The organism is Stenotrophomonas sp. X, assembly GCF_055721025.1.
Window position 1 is genome coordinate 2,910,854 of record NZ_CM146756.1, and the last position, 19,911, is coordinate 2,930,764.

Annotated in this window: 16 protein-coding genes and 2 tRNA genes; 3 read left to right on the forward strand and 15 right to left on the reverse strand. The window is 65.7% G+C overall.

What is annotated here, in order from left to right; all coding sequences use genetic code 11:
* The first annotated feature begins 356 nt into the window (after positions 1 to 356).
* Genes ACZ75I_RS13610 through ACZ75I_RS13620 form a run of 3 tightly spaced genes read left to right on the forward strand, consistent with a single transcriptional unit; the run spans position 357 to position 2,486 of the window.
* On the forward strand, positions 357 to 653 hold the full coding sequence (locus ACZ75I_RS13610) for a hypothetical protein (protein ID WP_005410439.1): 297 nt from the start codon (positions 357 to 359) through the stop codon (positions 651 to 653).
* The gene (locus ACZ75I_RS13615) at positions 653 to 916 is read left to right on the forward strand and encodes a hypothetical protein (protein WP_061478092.1); all 264 of its coding nucleotides are present in this window, start codon (positions 653 to 655) and stop codon (positions 914 to 916) included. Before ACZ75I_RS13610 ends, ACZ75I_RS13615 begins: the two co-directional genes overlap by 1 nt.
* 10 nt (positions 917 to 926) lie before the next feature.
* Positions 927 to 2,486 carry a PepSY-associated TM helix domain-containing protein gene (locus ACZ75I_RS13620; RefSeq protein ID WP_472958088.1) on the forward strand — a complete coding sequence of 520 codons (1,560 nt, stop codon included), beginning with the start codon at positions 927 to 929 and terminating at the stop codon, positions 2,484 to 2,486.
* Positions 2,487 to 2,522: 36 nt separating this feature from the next.
* On the opposite strand, the gene ACZ75I_RS13625 is transcribed toward ACZ75I_RS13620, so the two are convergent.
* The 15 genes from ACZ75I_RS13625 to ACZ75I_RS13695 form a co-directional block, all read right to left on the reverse strand.
* On the reverse strand, positions 2,523 to 3,713 hold the full coding sequence (locus tag ACZ75I_RS13625; RefSeq protein ID WP_472958089.1) for a glycoside hydrolase family 18 protein: 1,191 nt from the start codon (positions 3,711 to 3,713) through the stop codon (positions 2,523 to 2,525).
* Between the two features lie 280 nt (positions 3,714 to 3,993).
* A complete protein-coding gene (gene pnp / locus ACZ75I_RS13630; protein ID WP_005417884.1) occupies positions 3,994 to 6,102 on the reverse strand; it encodes a polyribonucleotide nucleotidyltransferase in 2,109 nt (702 codons plus the stop codon).
* Positions 6,103 to 6,253: 151 nt separating this feature from the next.
* Positions 6,254 to 6,514, reverse strand: a complete 261-nt coding sequence (gene rpsO / locus ACZ75I_RS13635; RefSeq protein WP_005417886.1) for a 30S ribosomal protein S15 — start codon at positions 6,512 to 6,514, stop codon at positions 6,254 to 6,256.
* Positions 6,515 to 6,687: 173 nt separating this feature from the next.
* Entirely contained in the window at positions 6,688 to 7,596 is a 909-nt protein-coding gene (truB, locus tag ACZ75I_RS13640) for a tRNA pseudouridine(55) synthase TruB (protein WP_134972535.1), read from the reverse strand.
* 108 nt (positions 7,597 to 7,704) lie between these two features.
* Positions 7,705 to 8,088 (reverse strand): 30S ribosome-binding factor RbfA, encoded by a 384-nt coding sequence (gene rbfA, locus ACZ75I_RS13645; RefSeq protein ID WP_005410447.1) that lies wholly within the window; start codon positions 8,086 to 8,088, stop codon positions 7,705 to 7,707.
* A 92-nt stretch (positions 8,089 to 8,180) separates the two neighbouring features.
* Positions 8,181 to 10,829 carry a translation initiation factor IF-2 gene (gene infB, locus ACZ75I_RS13650; RefSeq protein ID WP_472958091.1) on the reverse strand — a complete coding sequence of 883 codons (2,649 nt, stop codon included), beginning with the start codon at positions 10,827 to 10,829 and terminating at the stop codon, positions 8,181 to 8,183.
* Positions 10,830 to 10,921: 92 nt separating this feature from the next.
* Positions 10,922 to 12,433, reverse strand: coding sequence for a transcription termination factor NusA (nusA, locus tag ACZ75I_RS13655; RefSeq protein WP_005417911.1), 1,512 nt, complete (start codon positions 12,431 to 12,433; stop codon positions 10,922 to 10,924).
* Positions 12,434 to 12,437: 4 nt separating this feature from the next.
* Entirely contained in the window at positions 12,438 to 13,028 is a 591-nt protein-coding gene (rimP, locus tag ACZ75I_RS13660) for a ribosome maturation factor RimP (RefSeq protein WP_049413675.1), read from the reverse strand.
* A 380-nt stretch (positions 13,029 to 13,408) separates the two neighbouring features.
* Positions 13,409 to 13,485, reverse strand: a tRNA-Met gene (locus tag ACZ75I_RS13665).
* Positions 13,486 to 13,567: 82 nt separating this feature from the next.
* Positions 13,568 to 13,644: transfer RNA gene (locus tag ACZ75I_RS13670), tRNA-Met, on the reverse strand.
* A gap of 127 nt (positions 13,645 to 13,771) precedes the next feature.
* Positions 13,772 to 15,232, reverse strand: coding sequence for an NADH-quinone oxidoreductase subunit NuoN (nuoN, locus tag ACZ75I_RS13675; RefSeq protein WP_472958092.1), 1,461 nt, complete (start codon positions 15,230 to 15,232; stop codon positions 13,772 to 13,774).
* Positions 15,233 to 15,247: 15 nt separating this feature from the next.
* Positions 15,248 to 16,756, reverse strand: a complete 1,509-nt coding sequence (locus tag ACZ75I_RS13680) for an NADH-quinone oxidoreductase subunit M (RefSeq protein ID WP_005410452.1) — start codon at positions 16,754 to 16,756, stop codon at positions 15,248 to 15,250.
* 23 nt (positions 16,757 to 16,779) lie between these two features.
* On the reverse strand, positions 16,780 to 18,945 hold the full coding sequence (gene nuoL / locus ACZ75I_RS13685; RefSeq protein WP_472958094.1) for an NADH-quinone oxidoreductase subunit L: 2,166 nt from the start codon (positions 18,943 to 18,945) through the stop codon (positions 16,780 to 16,782).
* A 7-nt stretch (positions 18,946 to 18,952) separates the two neighbouring features.
* A complete protein-coding gene (nuoK, locus tag ACZ75I_RS13690) occupies positions 18,953 to 19,258 on the reverse strand; it encodes an NADH-quinone oxidoreductase subunit NuoK (protein ID WP_005417921.1) in 306 nt (101 codons plus the stop codon).
* Entirely contained in the window at positions 19,255 to 19,911 is a 657-nt protein-coding gene (locus ACZ75I_RS13695; RefSeq protein ID WP_005417923.1) for an NADH-quinone oxidoreductase subunit J, read from the reverse strand. Before ACZ75I_RS13695 ends, nuoK begins: the two co-directional genes overlap by 4 nt.

Genomic DNA, 19,911 nt, shown 5'->3' on the forward strand with positions numbered 1-19,911 from the left:
AGCGCCGCGAGGGCGCCTGGAACACAGGGCCTTCGGGGGCAGGTCAACAGTGGGCGGTGGTAGTGCTCATGTCGCACGCTCGGCCGGCGCTGGGCGCGGGCCACCTTGTTCCAGTCAGGAGTCTGCGACGATCTTAAACCAGCGCACCGGAAAGCCCAAGGGCTGCCGTACGGTCCGCTGAATGGCCGGCGCTGGCGGCGTGAAAACGCAATGATTACCATGTCCGCGCAGCCCGCCCCGTGCCAGCCTGCCCGCTTCCCCCAGGACCTCGTGATGCGCCACCCGCTCCGACCGGCTCCCGCCGGCCCCGCCCGTGCCCCGCGTTCGCCGGCCCACTGCCGCGGCGCCCGCCCGCAATGATCACCGTCGGCCTTTCCACTCTGGGCTTCTGCAGCCTGGGCATGCTGGCAGCGATGTTTTCGGCACTGGCCTTCTATGCCGCCTCGCCGCACTGCCGTTGGCCGCGCCTGCGCCGCGCCGGTCGCCTCGGCCGCCAGATCGGCCTGGTCGCCGCGGCTGCCGCATTGTGGCTGTGGATGGCCGAACTCGGCTTCGCTGCCGGTCTGGTGGCGATGCTGTGCACCTGGATGCTCGCCGCGATGCTGCTGCCGGCGCTGGCCGCCTGGCATCGCCCGGGCACGGAATCGCCGTGATGTGGTCGCGCGCCATCGCCGGCATCATCGCTGGCTTCCTGCTTGCGGCCGCCGCGACCGGCCTGCTGGCCTGGCTGCCGCCCGGCCCGTGGCAGCGCGCACTGGTGCCGACCCTGATCGCCTTCATCCCGTTATGGATGCTGGCCGCCCTGTGGGCGTTCAGCTTCCGCAGCGCACTGCGCGCCTGGCTGGTTCTGGGTGGCAGCGCCGCAGCCGGCTTCGCCGTGCTCGGGCTGCTGCGCCTGGCCGGCGCGGTGCAATGAGAGCTCCCCCATGAAGTTCAGTTCGCAGACGCTGCGCACATTCACCACCCTGCACACCTGGGTCGGCCTGGTCGCCGGCTTCGGCCTTTTCGTGGCCTTCTATGCGGGTGCGCTGACCCTGTTCCATCACGACCTGCCGCTGTGGCAGACCCCGGGCGCCGCCACCGCCTTGCCGGCGGGCCTGGACGATGCGCAGTATCTGCTGGAAGACGTACTGGCGACACACCCGGAGGCCCGCCGCCACGTTGGCATGACCTTCCCCGGTACCGAACACCCGCAGCCCCTGGCGTACTGGCAGGCCGACGACGGCAGCTGGCGCTACGCCTGGCCGGGCCAGATCGCCGGCAGCCCCGCGCCGCCGCAGACCGGACTGGCCGAACTGGTCAACGAATTGCACTACAGCCTCGGCCTGCCGGTGGCCGGCATCTATGTGATGGGCGTCGTCAGCCTGCTGTATGGCATGGCGCTGCTGAGCGGCCTGGTGATCCACCTGCCTAGGCTGTTCGGCGACCTGTTCGCGCTGCGCCCGGGTCGCAACCTGAAGCAGCTGTGGCAGGACGCGCACAACGTGATCGGCGTGCTCAGCCTGCCCTTCCACCTGATGTTCGCGGTCACGGGCGCCCTGCTGTGCCTGGCGTTCGTGCAGATGGCCCTGCTCAATCCGCTGATCTACGATGGCAAGGCGCTGCAGGCGGTACCGACCGCGATGGACACTGCGCCGGTGCGCGATGCCAGCGGAATTCCGGCGCCACCGGGCAGCCTGCGCGTGCTGCATGCGCGCGCACTTGAAGTGGCCCGCGCGCAGGGCGTGGCCAACTTTGAACCGGCCTACCTGAAGCTGGCCAATGGCGGCGATGCCAACGCCACGATCGAGATCACCGGCGAGGCCAGTGGCACCCTCGGCCCGCTTGGTGCCGTGGCATTGGACGTGGCCAGCGGCGACCTGCTGGCCTCCCAGCTGCCGGGCCAGCGCGATGCCAACCACGCCACGCTCAGCGCCGCCTACGCGCTGCACTTCGGTGAGTTCGGCAACGGCGTGGTGGTCTGGCTGTACTTCCTGCTCGGCCTCGGCGGTGCGTTCCTGTTCTACTCCGGCAACCTGTTGTGGATCGAGTCGCGGCGCAAGCGTCGCCAGCCGCAACAGCCACGTGCCGGTGTGAACATGGCGCGGGCCACGGTCGGCGTGTGCATCGGCCTGTGCGTGGCGATCTCGATCGCGTTCGTCACCGCACTGGTGCTGGAGCGGCTGGCACCGTCGGCGGTCGACCACGGCATCCGCTGGGCCTGCTTCGGCAGCTGGGCAGCCTGTGCGCTGTGGGCTGCACTGCGCCGTCCCGCGCAGGCCGCGCGCGAACTGCTGTGGGCCGCAGCGATCAGCACTGCACTGGTGCCGGTCCTGCACGGTGCACTCAATGGTGACTGGCTGTGGCGCGCCGCCGGGCGTGGCCAGTGGCCGCTGTTCTGGGTCGATGCCATCGCGCTGGCCATGGCCTTCGGCTTCGCCCGCCTGGCCGTCGCCAGCCAGCGCCGCGCCCGCAACGGCGATCCGAACAGCGTCTGGGCGAACTGAAGCGTCGCCGGGCATGGCCCGGCGCCAGCAGGCGACTCAATCGCCGATACGCGCCTTCTGCCACGGGCCGAGCATGGCGTTTAGCAGGCTGGCCTGCTCGTCGTCGCCGGTCAGCTCCCACATGAACACCCCGGCCAGGCCCTGCTCGCGGGCGAACTGCGCACGCAACCCGATCGAGCGCGGGTCTTCATAGCTGATGAAGACCTTCTGTTCGGCGTTGTACAGCCACGGGCTCTGCGCCTGCGGCTGCCAGTGCCTGGTCCAGCCCGGCTGGTCGAGATAGCGCGCCTTGATCACCCGCCAGTCGCCGGCGTCGGCCGGTGCGCTGTAAGGCTGATACAGGCCATCCGGTGCATCGCCGGTGACCTTGAAGCCGCGCCCGTAGAACGGCACGCCCAGCACCAGCTTGTCGGCCGGCACGCCATGTTCACGGTAGTACTGCACGGCGCCGGCCACGTTGTTCCAGCGGCGCAGCTCCGGCGCCAGCGGATCGGCCGGCACCTCATGCAAGGGAGCATTGAAGGTCGACACCGACGAGAAGCCGGTGCCCATGTCGTAGCTCATCAGGTTGATGAAATCGAACACCCTGGCCAGCGCCGGCAGGTCGTAGCTCGCCGCCGGATCATAGGGGCCATCGGTCTGCAGGCGACCGGCGGCCAACGCGGCGGTCAGCAGCATCGGCTGGCCAACCTTACGACCGCGCGCATCGAGTGCCTGGCGGAAGGCCTGCGCAAGCCGGGTCAGGTTGGCGCGATCCTGCGGGCGGTGTGCCAGCTCCTTCGGCCCACCACTGACCGGGAATTCCCAGTCGATGTCCACACCATCGAAGCTGCCTGCATGGCGCTCGAAGAACAGCGCCATGCATGAGTCGACCAGGCGCTTGCGGCTGGTTTCGGTCAGTGCCGCATCGGAGAAGCCGCCTGCGCCCCAGCCGCCAATGGAGATCAGCGTGCGCAGGTGCGGGTGCGCCTTCTTGAGTTCGGCCAGTGCGGCGAAATTCTTCGGCGCTTCCGCACCGACCGTGCAGCGGCCGTCCTCGATGGTGGAGAACGCGTAGAACAGGTGGGTCAGGCGCTCGGCCGGAATGCTCGACACCGGATAGCGCTCGGCCGATCCACCCGGGTAATAGGCGCCGAAGATCGGCGGCTGCGCGGGCGTTGCGTGCGCGGCAACGGGCACGGCACCGGCAATCAGCACGGCAAGGACGGCCACGGTCTGGCGGAACATGGGATCTCCCGGTTCAAAGGCGCCGCCACGTTAGCAAACCGATGGGGCTGCGGTACGGATGTCGCGGCATGTCGTCCCATGGACAGGCGCGATCCGTGCAACGGTGACAGAACGATGGCTGCGTGGCGGCGATCATGCACTGCAGCAGGACATGCAGCGACCTGGATGAGCGTCTCTTCACAACATCGAGGCAAAGAAAAAGCGGGCCGAAGCCCGCTTTTTCATTTGCGAAAGCGTGAGGACCAACGGTCCTCACCCACCGCACGATCAGCAGTACCGATTATTCGGCGCTGGCGCCTTCGCCTTCTTCGACGGCCTTCATCGACAGGCGGATACGGCCCTGCTTGTCGACTTCCAGCACCTTGACCTTGACCACATCGCCTTCCTTCAGCTTGTCGCCGACCTTCTCGACGCGCTCGCTGGAGATCTGCGACACGTGGACCAGGCCGTCCTTGCCCGGCAGGATGGTGACGAACGCACCGAAGTCCATGATCTTGGCGACCTTGCCTTCGTAGATGCGGCCCGGCTCGACGTCCGAGGTGATCTGCTCGATGCGGGCCTTGGCAGCCTGGGCAGCGATGGCGTTGACCGACGCGATGACGATGGTGCCATCGTCCTGGATGTCGATCTGGGTGCCGGTTTCCTTGGTGATGGCCTGGATGGTCGAGCCCCCCTTGCCGATCACTTCGCGGATCTTGTCCGGGTGGATCTTGATGGTCAGCAGGCGCGGCGCGTAGTCCGACAGCTCCTCACGCGGAGCGGTCAGGCCGTGGGCCATTTCACCCAGGATGTGCAGACGGCCAGCCTTGGCCTGCTGCAGGGCCTGCTTCATGATCTCTTCGGTGATGCCTTCGATCTTGATGTCCATCTGCAGGGCGGAAATGCCCTCAGCGGTGCCGGCCACCTTGAAGTCCATGTCGCCCAGGTGATCTTCGTCACCCAGGATGTCGGACAGGACCACGAAACGGTCGCCTTCCTTGACCAGACCCATGGCGATGCCGGCCACCGGGGCCTTCACCGGCACGCCGGCGTCCATCAGCGCCAGCGACGAGCCGCAGACCGAGGCCATCGACGAGGAACCGTTCGACTCGGTGATTTCCGAAACGACGCGGATGGTGTACGGGAAGGCTTCCAGCGACGGCATGACAGCCAGCACGCCGCGCTTGGCCAGACGACCGTGGCCGATTTCGCGGCGCTTCGGGCCCATCATGCGGCCGCACTCACCCACCGAGAACGGAGGGAAGTTGTAGTGGAACAGGAAGTTTTCCTTGTACTCACCGGCAACGGCGTCGATGACCTGGCCGTCACGGGCGGTGCCCAGCGTGATGGTCACGATGGCCTGGGTTTCGCCACGGGTGAACAGCGAGGAACCGTGGGTACGCGGCAGCACGCCGGTCTTCACGGTGATCGGGCGGACGGTGTCCAGCGCACGGCCGTCGATGCGGACCTTGGTGTCCAGCACCGAGTCACGCATGGTGCGGTATTCCAGTTCGCCGAATTCCTTCGACAGCTCGGCCGGGTTCCAGCCTTCGGCGGCCACACGGCCGGCCAGGGCTTCGAACACGTCCTTCTTGATCGCCGAGATGGCGTCACGGCGCTGCAGCTTGTCACGCACCTGGAAGGCTTCGCCCAGGCGCGGGCCGATGGCTTCCTTCAGGGCGGAGATCAGCGCGTCGTTCTTGGCCGGGGCTTCCCAGGTCGACGGCTTGGTGCCGGCTTCGACGGTCAGCTCGTTGATCGCGTTGATGACCTTCTGCATTTCGCGGTGACCGAAGGTCACGGCGCCCAGCATCACTTCTTCGGACAGCAGCGCGGCTTCGGATTCGACCATCAGCACGGCGTTGGAGGTACCGGCAACGACCAGTTCCAGCTGCGAGTCAGCCAGTTCGCTGACGGTCGGGTTCAGGATGTACTCGCCGTTCTTGTAGCCGACCTTGGCAGCGCCGATCGGGCCCATGAACGGGGTGCCGGCCAGGGCCAGCGCAGCCGAGGCGCCGATCAGGGCCGGGATGTCGCCGTCCACGTCCGGGTTCAGCGACATGACCGTGGCGATGATCTGCACTTCGTTCTTGTAGTCTTCCGGGAACAGCGGACGGATCGGACGGTCGATCAGACGCGAGATCAGCGTTTCCTTCTCGGTTGCACGGCCTTCACGCTTGAAGAAACCACCCGGGATGCGGCCGCCGGCGTAGAACTTTTCCTGATAATCGACGGTCAGCGGGAAGAAGTCCTGGCCTTCGCGCGCGCTCTTGGCGGCGACGGCGGTGACCAGCAGTACGGTGTCGTCCATCTTGACGATGACCGCACCGCTGGCCTGGCGGGCGACTTCGCCGGTCTCAAGCGTGACGGTGTGCTTGCCGTACTGGAAGGTTTTGGTGATTTTTGCCACGGAGGGTGTCCTTGGGGATGCTGTCTGCGAATTTGGACCGTCGGCGACCCTTGCCGCCAGCGGGTGGCCGGATCGTTCCGGCCTGAATCGGGGATTGCGGTGCTACAAAACAAAACCGCGGCGCATCGCTGCGCCGCGGGGGATTCGTTGCTTAGCGACGCAGGCCAAGCTTTTCGATCAGGGCCTTGTAACGCTCGACGTCCTTCTTCTTCAGGTAGTCGAGCAGGCTGCGACGGCGGTTGACCATCTGCAGCAGGCCGCGGCGGCTGTGGTGATCCTTCTTGTGGGTCTTGAAGTGGCCGGTCAGCAGTTCGATGCGGGCGGTCAGCAGGGCAACCTGGACTTCCGGGGAGCCGGTGTCAGCGGCGCTGCGCTTGTTGTCTTCAATGACCTTCTGGGTGTCGATCGACATTTCTTTTTTCTCTGTGATGCGTGGCCGGCAGGAACGCGCTTCGCGCACCGCCAGGCTCGCCGTGGACTACGAGGATGAAACCTGCGGGAGGCAGGTTGCCGGAAAACGGCCGCGAAATTGTAACGGCCAGGGGCTTCCGGGACAAGGACCGGGGCTGAACCACCCTGCCCCGGTCAGAGGTTGAAACGGCGCTGCGGGGCCAGCAGGCCACTGTCGTCGACCTGGCCCAGGCCCTGGACAGCATCGTCCGGACCGAACACGGCCACCAGGCCATGCGGCCAGGACATGTCACGCTGGCGCTGGCCGACGCAGAAACGGTGAGCCTGGGCGGCGTCGAGGTCGACCCGCGGATACTCGGCCAGGCCGGCCGCCAGCGGCAGCAGCAGCGCGTCCATGCCCGCCTCGTCGCCGGCCTCGGCCATCACCCGCAGCTGGTCCAGGGTGACCATCACCGGTTCACGGAACGGCTCGACCCATAGCCGGCGCAGCGCACTGATATGGGCGCCGCAGCCCAGGCGTTCGCCGAGGTCGCGTGCCAGGCTGCGGATGTAGGTGCCGGAGCCACAGGTCACGCGCAGCCGCAGCCGTTCCGGCTGCTGCTCGAGTACCTCGATGGCGTGCACCTGGACCTCGCGCTCCGGGGCCTCGATGGCCTCGCCGCGGCGGGCCTTCACATACAGCGGTTCACCGCCCTGCTTCAGCGCCGAATAGATCGGCGCCCGCTGGCGGATGTTCCCCGTCAGTGGTGCCAGCGCAGCCTGCAGGGCCTCGGCGCTGATCGCCGGCACCGGACGCTGCAGCAGCACCTGGCCCTCGGCATCATCGGTATCCGTGGTCTGGCCGAGCACGATCTCGGCATCGTACGCCTTGGCCGAACCCAGCAGCAGGCCGGCGATCTTGGTCGCCTCGCCGAAGCATAGCGGCAGCAGGCCGGTGGCCAACGGGTCGAGGCTGCCGGTGTGGCCACCCTTCTCGGCACGGAACAGGCGGCGCGCCACCTGCAGGGCGGCGTTGGAGCTCATGCCGGTCGACTTGTCGAGCAGCAGGATGCCATCCAGGCGGCGGAACTGAATTCGGGTCATGACAGATACGGGTAGCGCCGGGCCATGCCCGGCGAGCGCGAAGCGCGGCCAGCGTCCGGCCTCGCACGGTCAGAATGAAAAGACGCCGGGCATGGGCCCGGCGCTAGCTTATTCTTCGTCGCTCTCGCGACGCTTCTCCGCGGCCAGCGTATCGGGCAGGTCGCGCAGGATGTTGTCGATGTGCTCACCACGGTCGACCGAATCGTCGTAGTGGAAATGCAGCTCCGGCACGTGGCGCAGCTTCATCGCACGGGCCAGGTCCATGCGCAGGCGGTAGCCCAGCTCCTTCAGGCCGGCCACGGCTTCAGCCGAGCGTTCCGGCATCAGGGCGGTGACGAACACCTTGGCATGGGCCATGTCGCGGGTGATTTCCACGTCGGACACGCTCACCGAGGGCAACCCGTGCTCGCGCACGGCGTTGTGCACCAGGGTGCCGAGTTCACGGCGCAGCTGGGCGGAGACACGGTCGGTTCGATGGAAAGTCTTGGGCACGAGCAGCTCTTGGTTCAGTTGTCGCCCGACCAACGGTCGGGCACTACAGGTACATGGTAGGGCCCGACCGTTGGTCGGGCCACCTTGCAGCATTACAGGGTGCGCGGCACTTCGATACGCTCGAAGCACTCGATCTGGTCGCCTGGCTTGACGTCGTTGTAGGCCTTCACCGCGATACCGCATTCGGTACCGTTGCGGACTTCCTCGACGTTCTCCTTGAAGCGACGCAGCGATTCCAGCTCGCCCTCGAAGATCACCACGCTGTCGCGCAGCACGCGGATCGGCTTGTTGCGCTTGACCACGCCCTCGATGACCATCGAGCCGGCAACGGCGCCCAGCTTGGAGCTGCGGAAGACGTCGCGGACCTCGGCGATACCGATGATCTCTTCGCGGATCTCCACGCCCAGCAGACCGGATGCCACCTGCTTCACCTGATCGATCACGTCATAGATGATCGAGAAGTAACGCAGGTCGACGCCGTTGGATTCAATGATGCGACGGGCCGAAGCATCCGCACGCACGTTGAAGCCGATGACGGTGGCCTTCGAAGCAGCCGCCGAGTTGGCGTCCGACTCGGTGATGCCGCCGACGCCGGAGTGGATCACGTTGATGCGGATGTCTTCGTTGGACAGCGCGACCAGTGCCTGGCTCAGGGCCTGCACCGAACCCTGCACGTCGGCCTTGATGACCAGGTTGAGCACCTGCTGGCCCTCGCCCTTGCCCAGGGTCGCCATGATGTCTTCCATGCGGCTGCCAGCGGTGGCGACCAGGCGCGACTCACGGCGCTTGGTCTCACGCTGCTGGGCAACATCCTTGGCCAGGCGCTCGTCCTCGACCACCACGAAGTCGTCTCCGGCTTCCGGCACACCGGACAGGCCCAGGACCTGCACCGGGATCGACGGGCCGGCGAACTCCGGCTGCTTGCCGGTTTCGTCGAACAGCGCACGCACGCGGCCGTACTGGATACCGCACACCAGGTAGTCGCCCTTCTTCAGGCGGCCCTGCTGCACCAGCACCGTAGCGACCGGGCCGCGGCCCTTGTCCAGCGACGATTCGATCACCACGCCCGAGGCGCGGCCTTCGTCGACGGCCTTCAGTTCCAGCAGTTCGGCCTGCACCGACACCGCGTCCAGCAGGTCGTCGATGCCCAGGCCGGTCTTGGCCGAGATCTCCACCATCTGGATGTCACCACCGAACTCTTCGGCCACGACCTGCTCGGAGAGCAGCTCGTTCTTGACCCGCATCGGGTCGGCACCGGACTTGTCGATCTTGTTGATCGCCACGATCAGCGGCACACCCGCCGAACGGGCGTGCTGGATCGCTTCCTTGGTCTGCGGCATGACGCCGTCGTCGGCAGCAACCACCAGCACCACGATGTCGGTCAGCTTGGCACCGCGGGCACGCATCGAGGTGAACGCGGCGTGGCCCGGGGTATCCAGGAAGCTGATGACGCCCTTGGGCGTTTCGACGTGATAGGCACCGATATGCTGGGTGATGCCGCCGGCTTCGCCGTGGGCAACCTTGGTGCGGCGGATGTAGTCCAGCAGCGAGGTCTTGCCGTGGTCGACGTGACCCATGATGGTGACCACCGGCGGGCGCTGCACGGCTTCGCCCTGGTTTTCACCGGTCGAAGCAAGCAGCGCGTCTTCGGCATCGTTGTCGTTGGCACGGATCGCCTTGTGGCCGAGTTCTTCGGTCACCAGCGCAGCGGTGTCGTGGTCGATGGACTGGGTGATGGTCGCCATCACGCCCATCTTGAACAGCGCCTTCACCACCTCGCCGCCCTTCAGCGCGAGCTTCTGCGCCAGGTCGGCCACGGTGATGGTCTCGCCGATCGCGACTTCACGCACGACCGGGGCGGTCGGGCGTTCGAACGCGTGCGGACCGGCATTGTTGCCACCACGCGACATGTCGCGACGGCCACCGGACTGGTTGCGGCCACCCGGACGTCCACGCGAATTGCTGTTGTTGCTGCTGCCGCGACGCGCACGGTCGGCGGCCGACAGGTGCATCTGGCCGGCAAAGCGGTCGCCCGGGCCACGCTCGTTGCGCGGCGCGCTGCGGTTGTTGCGCTCGTCGTTGCGCGGCGGCGGCGGCGGAGCACCACGCGGCGCAGCCGGGGCGGCGGCCGGGGCGCGCGGCGGGCGCGGCGCGGTTTCGTCGATCGGAGCACGCTTGGGCTTGCTGGCGGCCAGTGCCTCGGCCGCCTTGGCCGCAGCCGCAGCTTCCTCGGCAGCCTTCTTCTCGGCTTCGGCGCGTTCCTTGGCGGCGGCCTCTTCCTCACGGGCACGGACGATGGCCTCGTCGCGCAGACGATCCTTCTCGGCCAGGGCCTGCTGTTCGGCGAGGTTGCGCGCACGCGACTCTTCCAGCTTGCGCAGGATGTCGGCGCGCTCTTCGTCCGGCGTCATGGCGCGAGCACCATCCTTGACGTAGGTACGCTTCTGGCGCACCTCGACATTCACGGTCGTCTTGCTGCGACCGGAATTGACCGTCACTTCCTGCTGCTTCCGGCGGTTGAGCGTGATCTTCTTCGCAGACTGATCGGTCTCTTCCGGGGCCTGCTCGGGCTTGCCGTGCGAACGACGAAGGAAGCCCAGGAGCTTTACCTTCTCGGAGCTGGTCACGACCTGGTCGGGACCGCTGAACTTCATGCCGGCACCGGCCAGCTGTTCCAGCAGTTTTTCGACCGGCGTGTTGACCAGTTCGGCAAGCTTGCGGATGGTGGTTTGCTGCGACATTCGGATCCTATGATCTTGTGGGCGCCCCCCCGCATCTGGAGGTGGCGCGGATTCTACGCCCTGAGCGGCTCAGGGCCCTGTTCATTGCCGGCTCATTCGCCGCGTTCCAGTCGGGCGATCTCCTCGGCACGGGCGGCCAGGATCAGCGCAGCGGCGCGCGCCTGATCCAGTCCTTCGATGCCGAAGTCCATGACCTCGTCGGCGGCCAGGTCGGACAGGTCCTCGCTGGTACGCACGCCGTGGCCGGCCAGCGCATATGCGGTGGCTTCGTCCATGCCCTTCAGGGACAGCAGGTCCTGCGCCGGCTGGCCGTCTTCAAGGCCTTCCTCGACTGCCAGGGCCTCATTGAGCAGCGCATCGCGGGCACGAGCGCGCAGCTCTTCGACGATGTCCTCGTCGAAACCTTCCACGGCCAGCAGTTCGCCGACCGGGACATATGCGATTTCCTCGACGGTGCCGAAGCCTTCGCTGACCAGGATGCCGGCGATTTCCTCGTCCACTTCCAGCTTGTCCATGAACAGCTGGCGGGCGGCAGCCTGCTCGGCCTCCGACTTGGCAGTGACCTGGTCCTGGGTCATCACGTTGAGCTGCCAGCCGGTCAGGCGGCTGGCCAGGCGCACGTTCTGGCCGCCCTTGCCGATCGCCTGGGCCAGGCGGTCTTCGGCAACGGCCAGGTCCATCGAGTGCTTGTCCTCATCGACGATGATCGACTGCACTTCGGCCGGCGCCATCGCGTTGATGACGAAGTTGGCCGGGTTGTCGTTCCACAGCACGATGTCCACGCGCTCGCCATTGAGCTCGTTGGACACGGCCTGCACGCGCGAACCGCGCATGCCGATGCAGGCACCGATCGGATCGGTGCGCTGGTCGTGGGCCAGCACGGCGATCTTGGCGCGGTCGCCCGGATCGCGGGCGCAGGCCTTGATTTCCACCAGACCCTGGCCGACTTCCGGCACTTCCAGCTTGAACAGCTCGATCATGAACTCCGGCGCGGCGCGGCTGATGAACAGCTGCGGGCCACGCGGCTCCGAGCGCACTTCGGCCAGGTAGCCGCGCACGCGGTCGCCGGCACGCAGCACGTCGCGCGGAATGCCCTTGTCCTTCGGAATGAAGCCTTCGGCATTGCCACCGAGGTCGACGTAGATGTTGCCGCGCTCGGCGCGCTTGACCACACCGGTGATCAGCTCACCCACGCGATCCTTCCATGCATCCACGACCTGCTGGCGCTCGGCTTCGCGCACGCGCTGGACGATGACCTGCTTGGCGGCCTGGGCAGCGATGCGGCCGAAGTCCGGGTTCTCGATCTGCTCTTCGATGTAGTCGCCGACCTCGACGCCTTCGGCCTCGTCGACGGCGTCCATCAGGCGGATCTGGCGATCCGGGGATTCCATGACCACGTCATCAGCCACCACTTCCCAGCGGCGGAAGGTTTCGTAGCTGCCATCCTTGTGGTCGATGACCACGCGGGTCAGCACTTCCTCCTCGGGATAGCGCTTCTTCGCTGCCGAGGCCAGGGCGGCCTCGATGGCATCGAAGATCACTTCGCGCGGCACGCCCTTCTCGTTGGCGACTGCGTCGACTACCAGCAACAGTTCCTTGCTCATTGGCTCACTCCGCGCGCGGCTTCTTTGCCGCCGGCTCGTTGGAAGAAGAATTCGTGTTCGGCTTCGGACGCTTCGGTGCCGGACCGGTCGGCTTGCTCGGGGCCAGCCCCAGCGCCACCCAGTCGGGCATGATCCGTGCCTTGTCGATGTTGTCGGCCGACACGACCACTTCAGCCTTGTCGACGATGAAGGTGACGGTGCCCGCGGCCTCGTCGATCGCTTCGATGCGGCCCTGCAGGCGACGACGGTTGTCCTGCGGCAGCTTCAGCGTGACCTTGGCCGATTCACCCTGGTGGCGGCCGAACTGCTCCAGGTTGAACAGCGGGCGGTCCACGCCCGGCGAGGACACTTCCAGCGTGTAATTGCCGCTGATCGGGTCTTCGACGTCCAGCTGCGCCGAGACTTCGCGGCTGACCCGCTCGCAGTCGTCGACATTGATGATGCGCTCAGGCTGTTCAGCCAGCGGCACGTCGATGTAAAGGCGCAGGGTCGCACCGCCGGGGGCCGGCAGATACTCAACGCCCAGCAGCTCCAGGCCCAGCGACACAACGGTCGGGGCGAGCAGATTCGCGATGTCGGTTGCCTTGTCGCTCACAGCCTGCCTTGATCTCTTTGGTTGGGTGCCGGCCTTGGCCGGCGTGGAAACATGACGCCCCGGAAACGACAAAGGGCCCGTTGGGCCCCTTTTCCGGAAAGACTCCGGTGACTGGATTCCGGTTGCAACCTGCATCGCCTGCCGGTTGCGGCCCTCCTTCCGGGTCCGGACTCCCGCTCGGAGGCCGCCTTCAGGGGTACTGCTAGGCCGCTGATGATAGCGGCTGCACCGCGCTGGTGCAAGGTGCGGGGCTACCCCGAAGCGTCCGCTGCGCTCGCCGGGCATGGCCCGGCGCTAACACCGTGCGGCGTACGGGTAGCGCCGGGCCAGCCCAAAGAAAAACGCCCTCGAAGCAGGACTTCGAAGGCGATCTTCTTACTTGGTAGCGGGGGCAGGATTTGAACCTGCGACCTTCGGGTTATGAGCCCGACGAGCTGCCAGACTGCTCCACCCCGCATCAGAAGCGGAATTATGAGCGATGGCTCCAAAAACTGCAAGCCTTCCCTCATTCATCAAACCGGTTGGCGCCGATCGGAAGTTGGTAGCGGGGGCAGGATTTGAACCTGCGACCTTCGGGTTATGAGCCCGACGAGCTGCCAGACTGCTCCACCCCGCACCGGAAGTGTTTGAACTGCTGCCCTGCTCTTTCGAGGAGGGCTACCGCAACGATGTTCTGGCTGAACCGCTGCAGTGACAACTCAGGCTGCGCATATTACACGAATCGCGCAGCTTTGTGTCAACTTTTATGCAAGATGCGCAAATGCCTGCTGGCACCAGACCATGATCGGGTTCCAGGCCAGGCCCAGGGCCAGCAGCGCCAGGGCATTGACGCCCAGCACCACACCCAGCACGCGGTCGTTGCTGCGCGGCATGGCCTCGCCCACCGGCTCATCGAAGTACATGACCTTGATGACGCGCAGGTAGTAGAAGCAGCCGACCACGGCGCACAGCACGCCCAGGATGGCCAGCCACAGCAGGCCGCCGTTGACGGCCGCGCCCAGCACCGCCAGCTTGGTCCAGAAGCCCAGGAACGGCGGGATGCCGGCCAGCGACGCCATGATGCACAGCACCAGGCCTGCCATCCACGGGTTGCGGGCATTGAGGCCCTTGAAGTCCTCGATGTTCTCGGCTTCAAAGCCGGCACGCGACAGCGCGATGATCGCGCCGAAGGCGGCGGTCGACATGATGGCGTAGGCCAGTGCGTAGAACAGCGCAGCGGCATAGCCCTGCGCGCCACCACCGGCGATGCCCATCAGCAGGAAGCCGATGTGCGAGACGGTGGAGAACGCCAGCATGCGCTTGAGATTGCTCTGCGCGATGGCCATCAGGTTGCCGATGACCAGCGAGACTGCGGCCAGGCCGGCGATCAGCAGCTGCAGTTCGGTCGACAGCGGATCCACGCCCATTTCCAGCAGGCGGTAGGCCATGCCGAAGGCGGCCAGCTTCGGCGCCGAGCTGATGAACAGCGCGATCGGTGCCGGGGCACCCTGGTACACGTCCGGCAGCCACATGTGGAACGGTGCCGCACCCAGCTTGAAGGCGACGCCGGCGATCATGAACACCGCACCGGTGATCAGCAGCACGCGCTCTTCCGAGTGCGGGATGGCGTCACGGATGACGTCCAGGTGCAGGCTGCCGGTCGCGCCGTAGATCAGCGACATGCCGTACAGCAGCAGGCCAGAGGCCAGCGAGCCGAGCACGATGTACTTCATCGCCGCTTCCGAGGCCAGGCCGTTTTCGCGGTTGCTGGCGACCAGGGCGTAGGAGCACAGCGCCAGCAGTTCCAGGCCCAGGTAGACCATCAGCAGGCTGCCGGCCGACACCAGGATCATCATGCCGGCGGTGCCGAACAGGATCAGCACCGGGATCTCGCCCTGGAACAGGTTGCGGTCACGCAGATAACGCCAGCCATAGACCAGGGTCAGGCCGCTGAGCAGCACGATCCCGGTCTTCATCACGTCCGCGGCGGTATCGCGCACGAACATGCCATGGAAGACCTCGCCCTGCCCGCCCACGCCGGTGGCCAGCATGAACAGCACCACGGCCAGCGCAGCGAGCGAGAACAGGTGGGTGACGATCTTGTTCCGGTTGCTGACGAACAGGTCGAGGATCATCAGGGCGAAGGCGCTGCCGATCAGCACCAGCTCGGGAGCGAGCGGTGGCAGGTCAGCGGCGGTCAATGGCAGCAGCGGCGAGGTGGTCATCATCAAATCCTGGAATTACAGCAGCTTGCTGGATGCGATCTGCATCGCCAGCTTCGCGATCGAGGGCTCCATCAGGTCGGTCAGCGGCTTGGGATAGATGCCCAGGGCCAGCACGCCGATGGCGAACACGCCCAGCACCAGCCATTCGCGGCCGTTGATGTCCTTCAGTTCGGCAACATGGCTGTTGGCCACTTCACCGAAGAAGATGCGCTTGTACAGCCACAGGGTGTAGGCGGCGCCGATGATCAGGGTGGTGGCCGCGCCCAGCGCGATCCACGGATTACGCTGGAAGGCCGAGAGGATGACCATGAACTCGCCGACGAAACCGCTGGTACCGGGCAGGCCCGCGTTGGCCATGAAGAACAGCATGGCGAAGGTGGCGAACCACGGCATCACGTTGACCACGCCGCCGTAATCGGCGATGCGGCGGCTGTGCATGCGGTCGTACAGCACGCCGACGCAGGAGAACATCGCGCCGGACACGAAGCCGTGCGAGATCATCTGCACCATGGCGCCCTGCAGGCCCAGGCGGGCGGCATCGGCGTTGCCGGCTTCACGCACCAGCCACAGGGCGATGAAGGTGCCCAGGGTGACGAAGCCCATGTGCGCGATCGACGAATAGGCGATCAGCTTCTTCATGTCGTCCTGCACCAGGGCGACCAGGCCAACGTAGATCACCGCGATCAACGACAGCGCGATCACCAGCCAGGCCCATTCCTGCGACGCGTCCGGGACGATCGGCAGGTTGAAGCGCAGGAAGCCATAGCCACCGATCTTCAGGGCGATGGCGGCCAGGATCACCGAACCGGCGGTCGGCGCTTCCACGTGGGCATCCGGCAGCCAGGTATGGACCGGGAACATCGGCACCTTGACCGCGAAGGCGATCAGGAACGCGAAGAAGATCCAGGTCTGTTCCTTGGCCGACAGCGGCAGTGCATACAGGTCGGCCAGCTGGAAGCTGCCGCCCTTCATGTACAGGTAGATCAGTGCCACCAGCATCAGCACCGAGCCGAGGAAGGTGTACAGGAAGAACTTCAGCGCAGCGTAGATGCGGCGCGGGCCGCCCCAGACACCGATGATCAGGAACATCGGGATCAGCATGGCTTCGAAGAACACGTAGAACAGCATCGCGTCCGTCGCCGCGAAGATACCGACCGTGACGCCTTCCAGGATCAGGAAGGCCGCCACGTACTGGTTCACGCGCTTGTCGATGGCGCTCCAGGCGCCGATCAGGGCAAGCACGCTGACCAGGGTGGTCAGCAGGATCAGCGCCACGGCAATGCCGTCCACGCCCAGGTTGTAGCCGATCTTGTACGCCGGGATCCACGCATGGGTCTCGACGAACTGCAGACCGTCGATGCCCGCGTTGTAGCCGCTCAGCAGCGAGAGGCTCGCCACGAACGTCAGCACCGCTACGCCCAGCGACGCCCAGCGGGCGGTCTGCGCATCACGGATCGCGAGGATCAGGGCGCCACCGATGATCGGCAGCCAGATGAGGACACTGAGTAGAGGCCAGTTCGACACGTCTTCTTATTCCGTACAGGTCATCAACGCAGGTAATGCATCAGCACGCCCAGCAGGGCAATCAGGCCGATGATCATCGCGAAGGCGTAGTGATAGAGGAAACCGGATTGGGTACGACGCAGCACGCCGGCTGCGACGTCCACAACACGTGCCGAGAGATTGACCACGCCGTCGACGATGTTGCTGTCGATCCAGCGCGAGACCTTGCCCAGCTTGACGCTGCCACCGGCAAAGCCATCGATCCACAGCTTGTCGAAGCCGTACTTGTTTTCCAGCACCGACACCAGCGGAGCGAAGGCCTTGCGCGCCTTGCCCGACAGGTCCGGCTTCCACAGGTAGAACAGTACGGCCAGCAGGAAGCCCGCGACGGTCAGCATGAACGCCGGAGCCATCATGCCGTGCAGCGCGAAGGCGACCGGGCCGTGGAACTCCTCACCCAGGAAGCCGATGGTGTTCTTGGCCGGATCGTAGAAGTCGACGATGCCGGTGAAGAACGTATGCGCCTGGCCCTTGATGGCATCGTGGGCATGGTGGCCGGCCCAGTCGGTGCCGTACAGCATCGGACCGATGCTGAAGAAACCGATGGCGATCGACGGGATGGCCAGCAGGATCAGCGGCAGGGTCACCACCCACGGGGTTTCGTGCGGCTCATGCGGACCGTGGCCATGGCCGTGGTCATCGTGATGCGCATCGCCGTGGTGGGCGTCAGCGGCGTGGTGATCGTCATGGCCGTGACCATGATCGTCATGATGCACGTCGCGGAAACGCTCCTTGCCGTGGAAGGTCAGGAACAGCAGGCGGAAGCTGTAGAAGCTGGTGACGATCACGCCACCCAGCACTGCCCAGTAGCCGTAGGTGGCCACCCAGTTGTTGGACAGGTGCGCGTGCAGCTCGGCGGCCTCGATGATGGTGTCCTTCGAGTAGAAGCCGGAGAAGAACGGCGTACCCACCAGTGCCAGCGTACCGATCCACATGGTGATGAAGGTGATCGGCATGTACTTGCGCAGGCCACCCATCTTGCGCATGTCCTGCTCGTGGTGCATGGCAATGATGACCGAGCCGGCACCCAGGAACAGCAGCGCCTTGAAGAAGGCGTGGGTCATCAGGTGGAACACGGCTGCCGAGTAGGCCGACACGCCCAGTGCAACCGTCATGTACCCCAGCTGCGACAGCGTGGAGTACGCGACGACGCGCTTGATGTCGTTCTGCACGATGCCGATCAGGCCGGTGAAGAACGCGGTGGTGGCACCGATGAACAGCACGAAGTTCAGCGCGGTCTGCGACAGCTCGAACAGCGGCGACATGCGGGTGACCATGAAGATACCGGCGGTCACCATCGTCGCGGCGTGGATCAGTGCCGAGATCGGGGTCGGGCCTTCCATCGAGTCGGGCAGCCACACGTGCAGCGGGACCTGGGCCGACTTGCCCATGGCACCGATGAACAGGCAGATGCAGATGACGGTGGCGATCGACCAGATCACCGGCTCGTTCAGCAGCTGCATGCCCAGGAGGGTGCCGTCCCAGATCTGCAGCTGGGCGCGCGGGTCGGACAGCATGCCGGCCTGCGAGAACACCTGCGAGTAGTCCAGGGTGCCGAACACCCAAAGCACGCCGGCGATGCCGAGCAGGAAGCCGAAGTCACCGACGCGGTTGACCAGGAACGCCTTCATGTTGGCGAAGATCGCGGTCGGGCGCTTGAACCAGAAGCCGATCAGCAGGTACGACACCAGGCCCACCGCTTCCCAGCCGAAGAACAGCTGCAGGAAGTTGTTGCTCATCACCAGGGTGAGCATCGAGAAGGTGAACAGCGAGATATAGCTGAAGAACCGCTGGTAACCCGGATCGTCCTGCATGTAGCCGATCGTGTAGATGTGGACCAGCAGCGACACGAAGGTCACCACCACCATCATCATCGCGGTCAGCTTGTCGACCATGAAGCCGACGTGGGCCGAGTACTGGCCGACTTCGAAGAACGTATAGATGTTCTGGTTGAACGGCTGCGCGCCGCCCCACATCAACTGGTAGAACGTGTACATCGACAGGCCGCAGGCCACCGCGACGCCGAGGATGGTGATGGTCTGCGCGCCGAAGCGCTTGACCTGGCGACCGAACAGGCCGGCGATGATGCTGCCGAACAGCGGTGCGAGCACCACTGCGATCAACAGACTCTTGGAGAGAGTGATTTCCATCTGTGGATCAGCCCTTCAACGAATCGACTTCGCCGACATTGATCGTGCGGCGGGTACGGAACAGGGTCACCAGGATCGCCAGGCCGATGGCGGCTTCCGCGGCGGCGACGGTCAGGATGAAGAACACGAACAGCTGGCCGGACGGATCGCCCAGCTGGCGCGAGAAGCCGACGAAGTTGATGTTCACCGACAGCAGCATCAGTTCGATCGACATCAGCAGGACGATGACGTTCTTCCGGTTGAGGAAGATGCCGGCCAGGCTGATGGCGAACAGCACCGCGCCAAGCGCAAGGATGTGGCCAAGGGTAATCACGGCTGGGTCTCCTCGCCGGTGGCCGGCTTGCTGTTGCTGTGCACGACCGGTGCTTCGGCACCCATCTTGACCATGCGCAGGCGCTGGCCGGCCTTGACCATGGTCTGCTCGCCCGGGTTCTGGCTCTTGACGCCGGTACGGCGGCGCAGGGTCAGCATCACGGCGGCAACCACGGCCACGGTCAGGATGACGGCGGCGAACTCGAACGGCAGCAGGTACTCGGTGAACAGCGTGCGTGCCAGCCAGGTGATGTTGGAACTGTCGGCGGCGACCGCAGCGGCGTTGTCGGCCGGGAACGGCGTGACCGAGCGTGCCTTGACGCCGATCAGGATCAGCATCTGCGCCAGCATCGCCACCGCGACGATGAGGCCGACCGGCAGGTAGCGCACCCAGCCCTCACGCAGCTTGGTGGGGTCGATGTCCAGCATCATCACCACGAACAGGAACAGCACCATCACCGCGCCGACATAGACCAGCACCAGGGCCACGCCGAGGAACTCGGCACCCACCAGCAGCCACACGCAGGCAATGGAGAAGAAGGTCAGCACCAGGCAGAGCACGGCGTGAACCGGGTTGCGCACGCTGATCACCGCACCGGCCGAAACCGTTGCCGCGATGGCGAACACCCAGAAAGCGATATTTACCCAATCCAT

What these genes read in the sequence shown, in the direction of transcription:
- truB (WP_134972535.1), bottom strand. Translation starts at nt 7,596, where the DNA reads ATGACCCGAATTCAGTTCCGCCGCCTGGATGGCATCCTGCTGCTCGAC.
- nuoL (WP_472958094.1), bottom strand. Translation starts at nt 18,945, where the DNA reads ATGGAAATCACTCTCTCCAAGAGTCTGTTGATCGCAGTGGTGCTCGCA.
- ACZ75I_RS13615 (WP_061478092.1), top strand. Translation starts at nt 653, where the DNA reads ATGTGGTCGCGCGCCATCGCCGGCATCATCGCTGGCTTCCTGCTTGCG.
- rpsO (WP_005417886.1), bottom strand. Translation starts at nt 6,514, where the DNA reads ATGTCGATCGACACCCAGAAGGTCATTGAAGACAACAAGCGCAGCGCC.
- ACZ75I_RS13625 (WP_472958089.1), bottom strand. Translation starts at nt 3,713, where the DNA reads ATGTTCCGCCAGACCGTGGCCGTCCTTGCCGTGCTGATTGCCGGTGCC.
- ACZ75I_RS13610 (WP_005410439.1), top strand. Translation starts at nt 357, where the DNA reads ATGATCACCGTCGGCCTTTCCACTCTGGGCTTCTGCAGCCTGGGCATG.
- ACZ75I_RS13620 (WP_472958088.1), top strand. Translation starts at nt 927, where the DNA reads ATGAAGTTCAGTTCGCAGACGCTGCGCACATTCACCACCCTGCACACC.
- nuoN (WP_472958092.1), bottom strand. Translation starts at nt 15,232, where the DNA reads ATGACCACCTCGCCGCTGCTGCCATTGACCGCCGCTGACCTGCCACCG.
- ACZ75I_RS13695 (WP_005417923.1), bottom strand. Translation starts at nt 19,911, where the DNA reads ATGGATTGGGTAAATATCGCTTTCTGGGTGTTCGCCATCGCGGCAACG.
- infB (WP_472958091.1), bottom strand. Translation starts at nt 10,829, where the DNA reads ATGTCGCAGCAAACCACCATCCGCAAGCTTGCCGAACTGGTCAACACG.
- nusA (WP_005417911.1), bottom strand. Translation starts at nt 12,433, where the DNA reads ATGAGCAAGGAACTGTTGCTGGTAGTCGACGCAGTCGCCAACGAGAAG.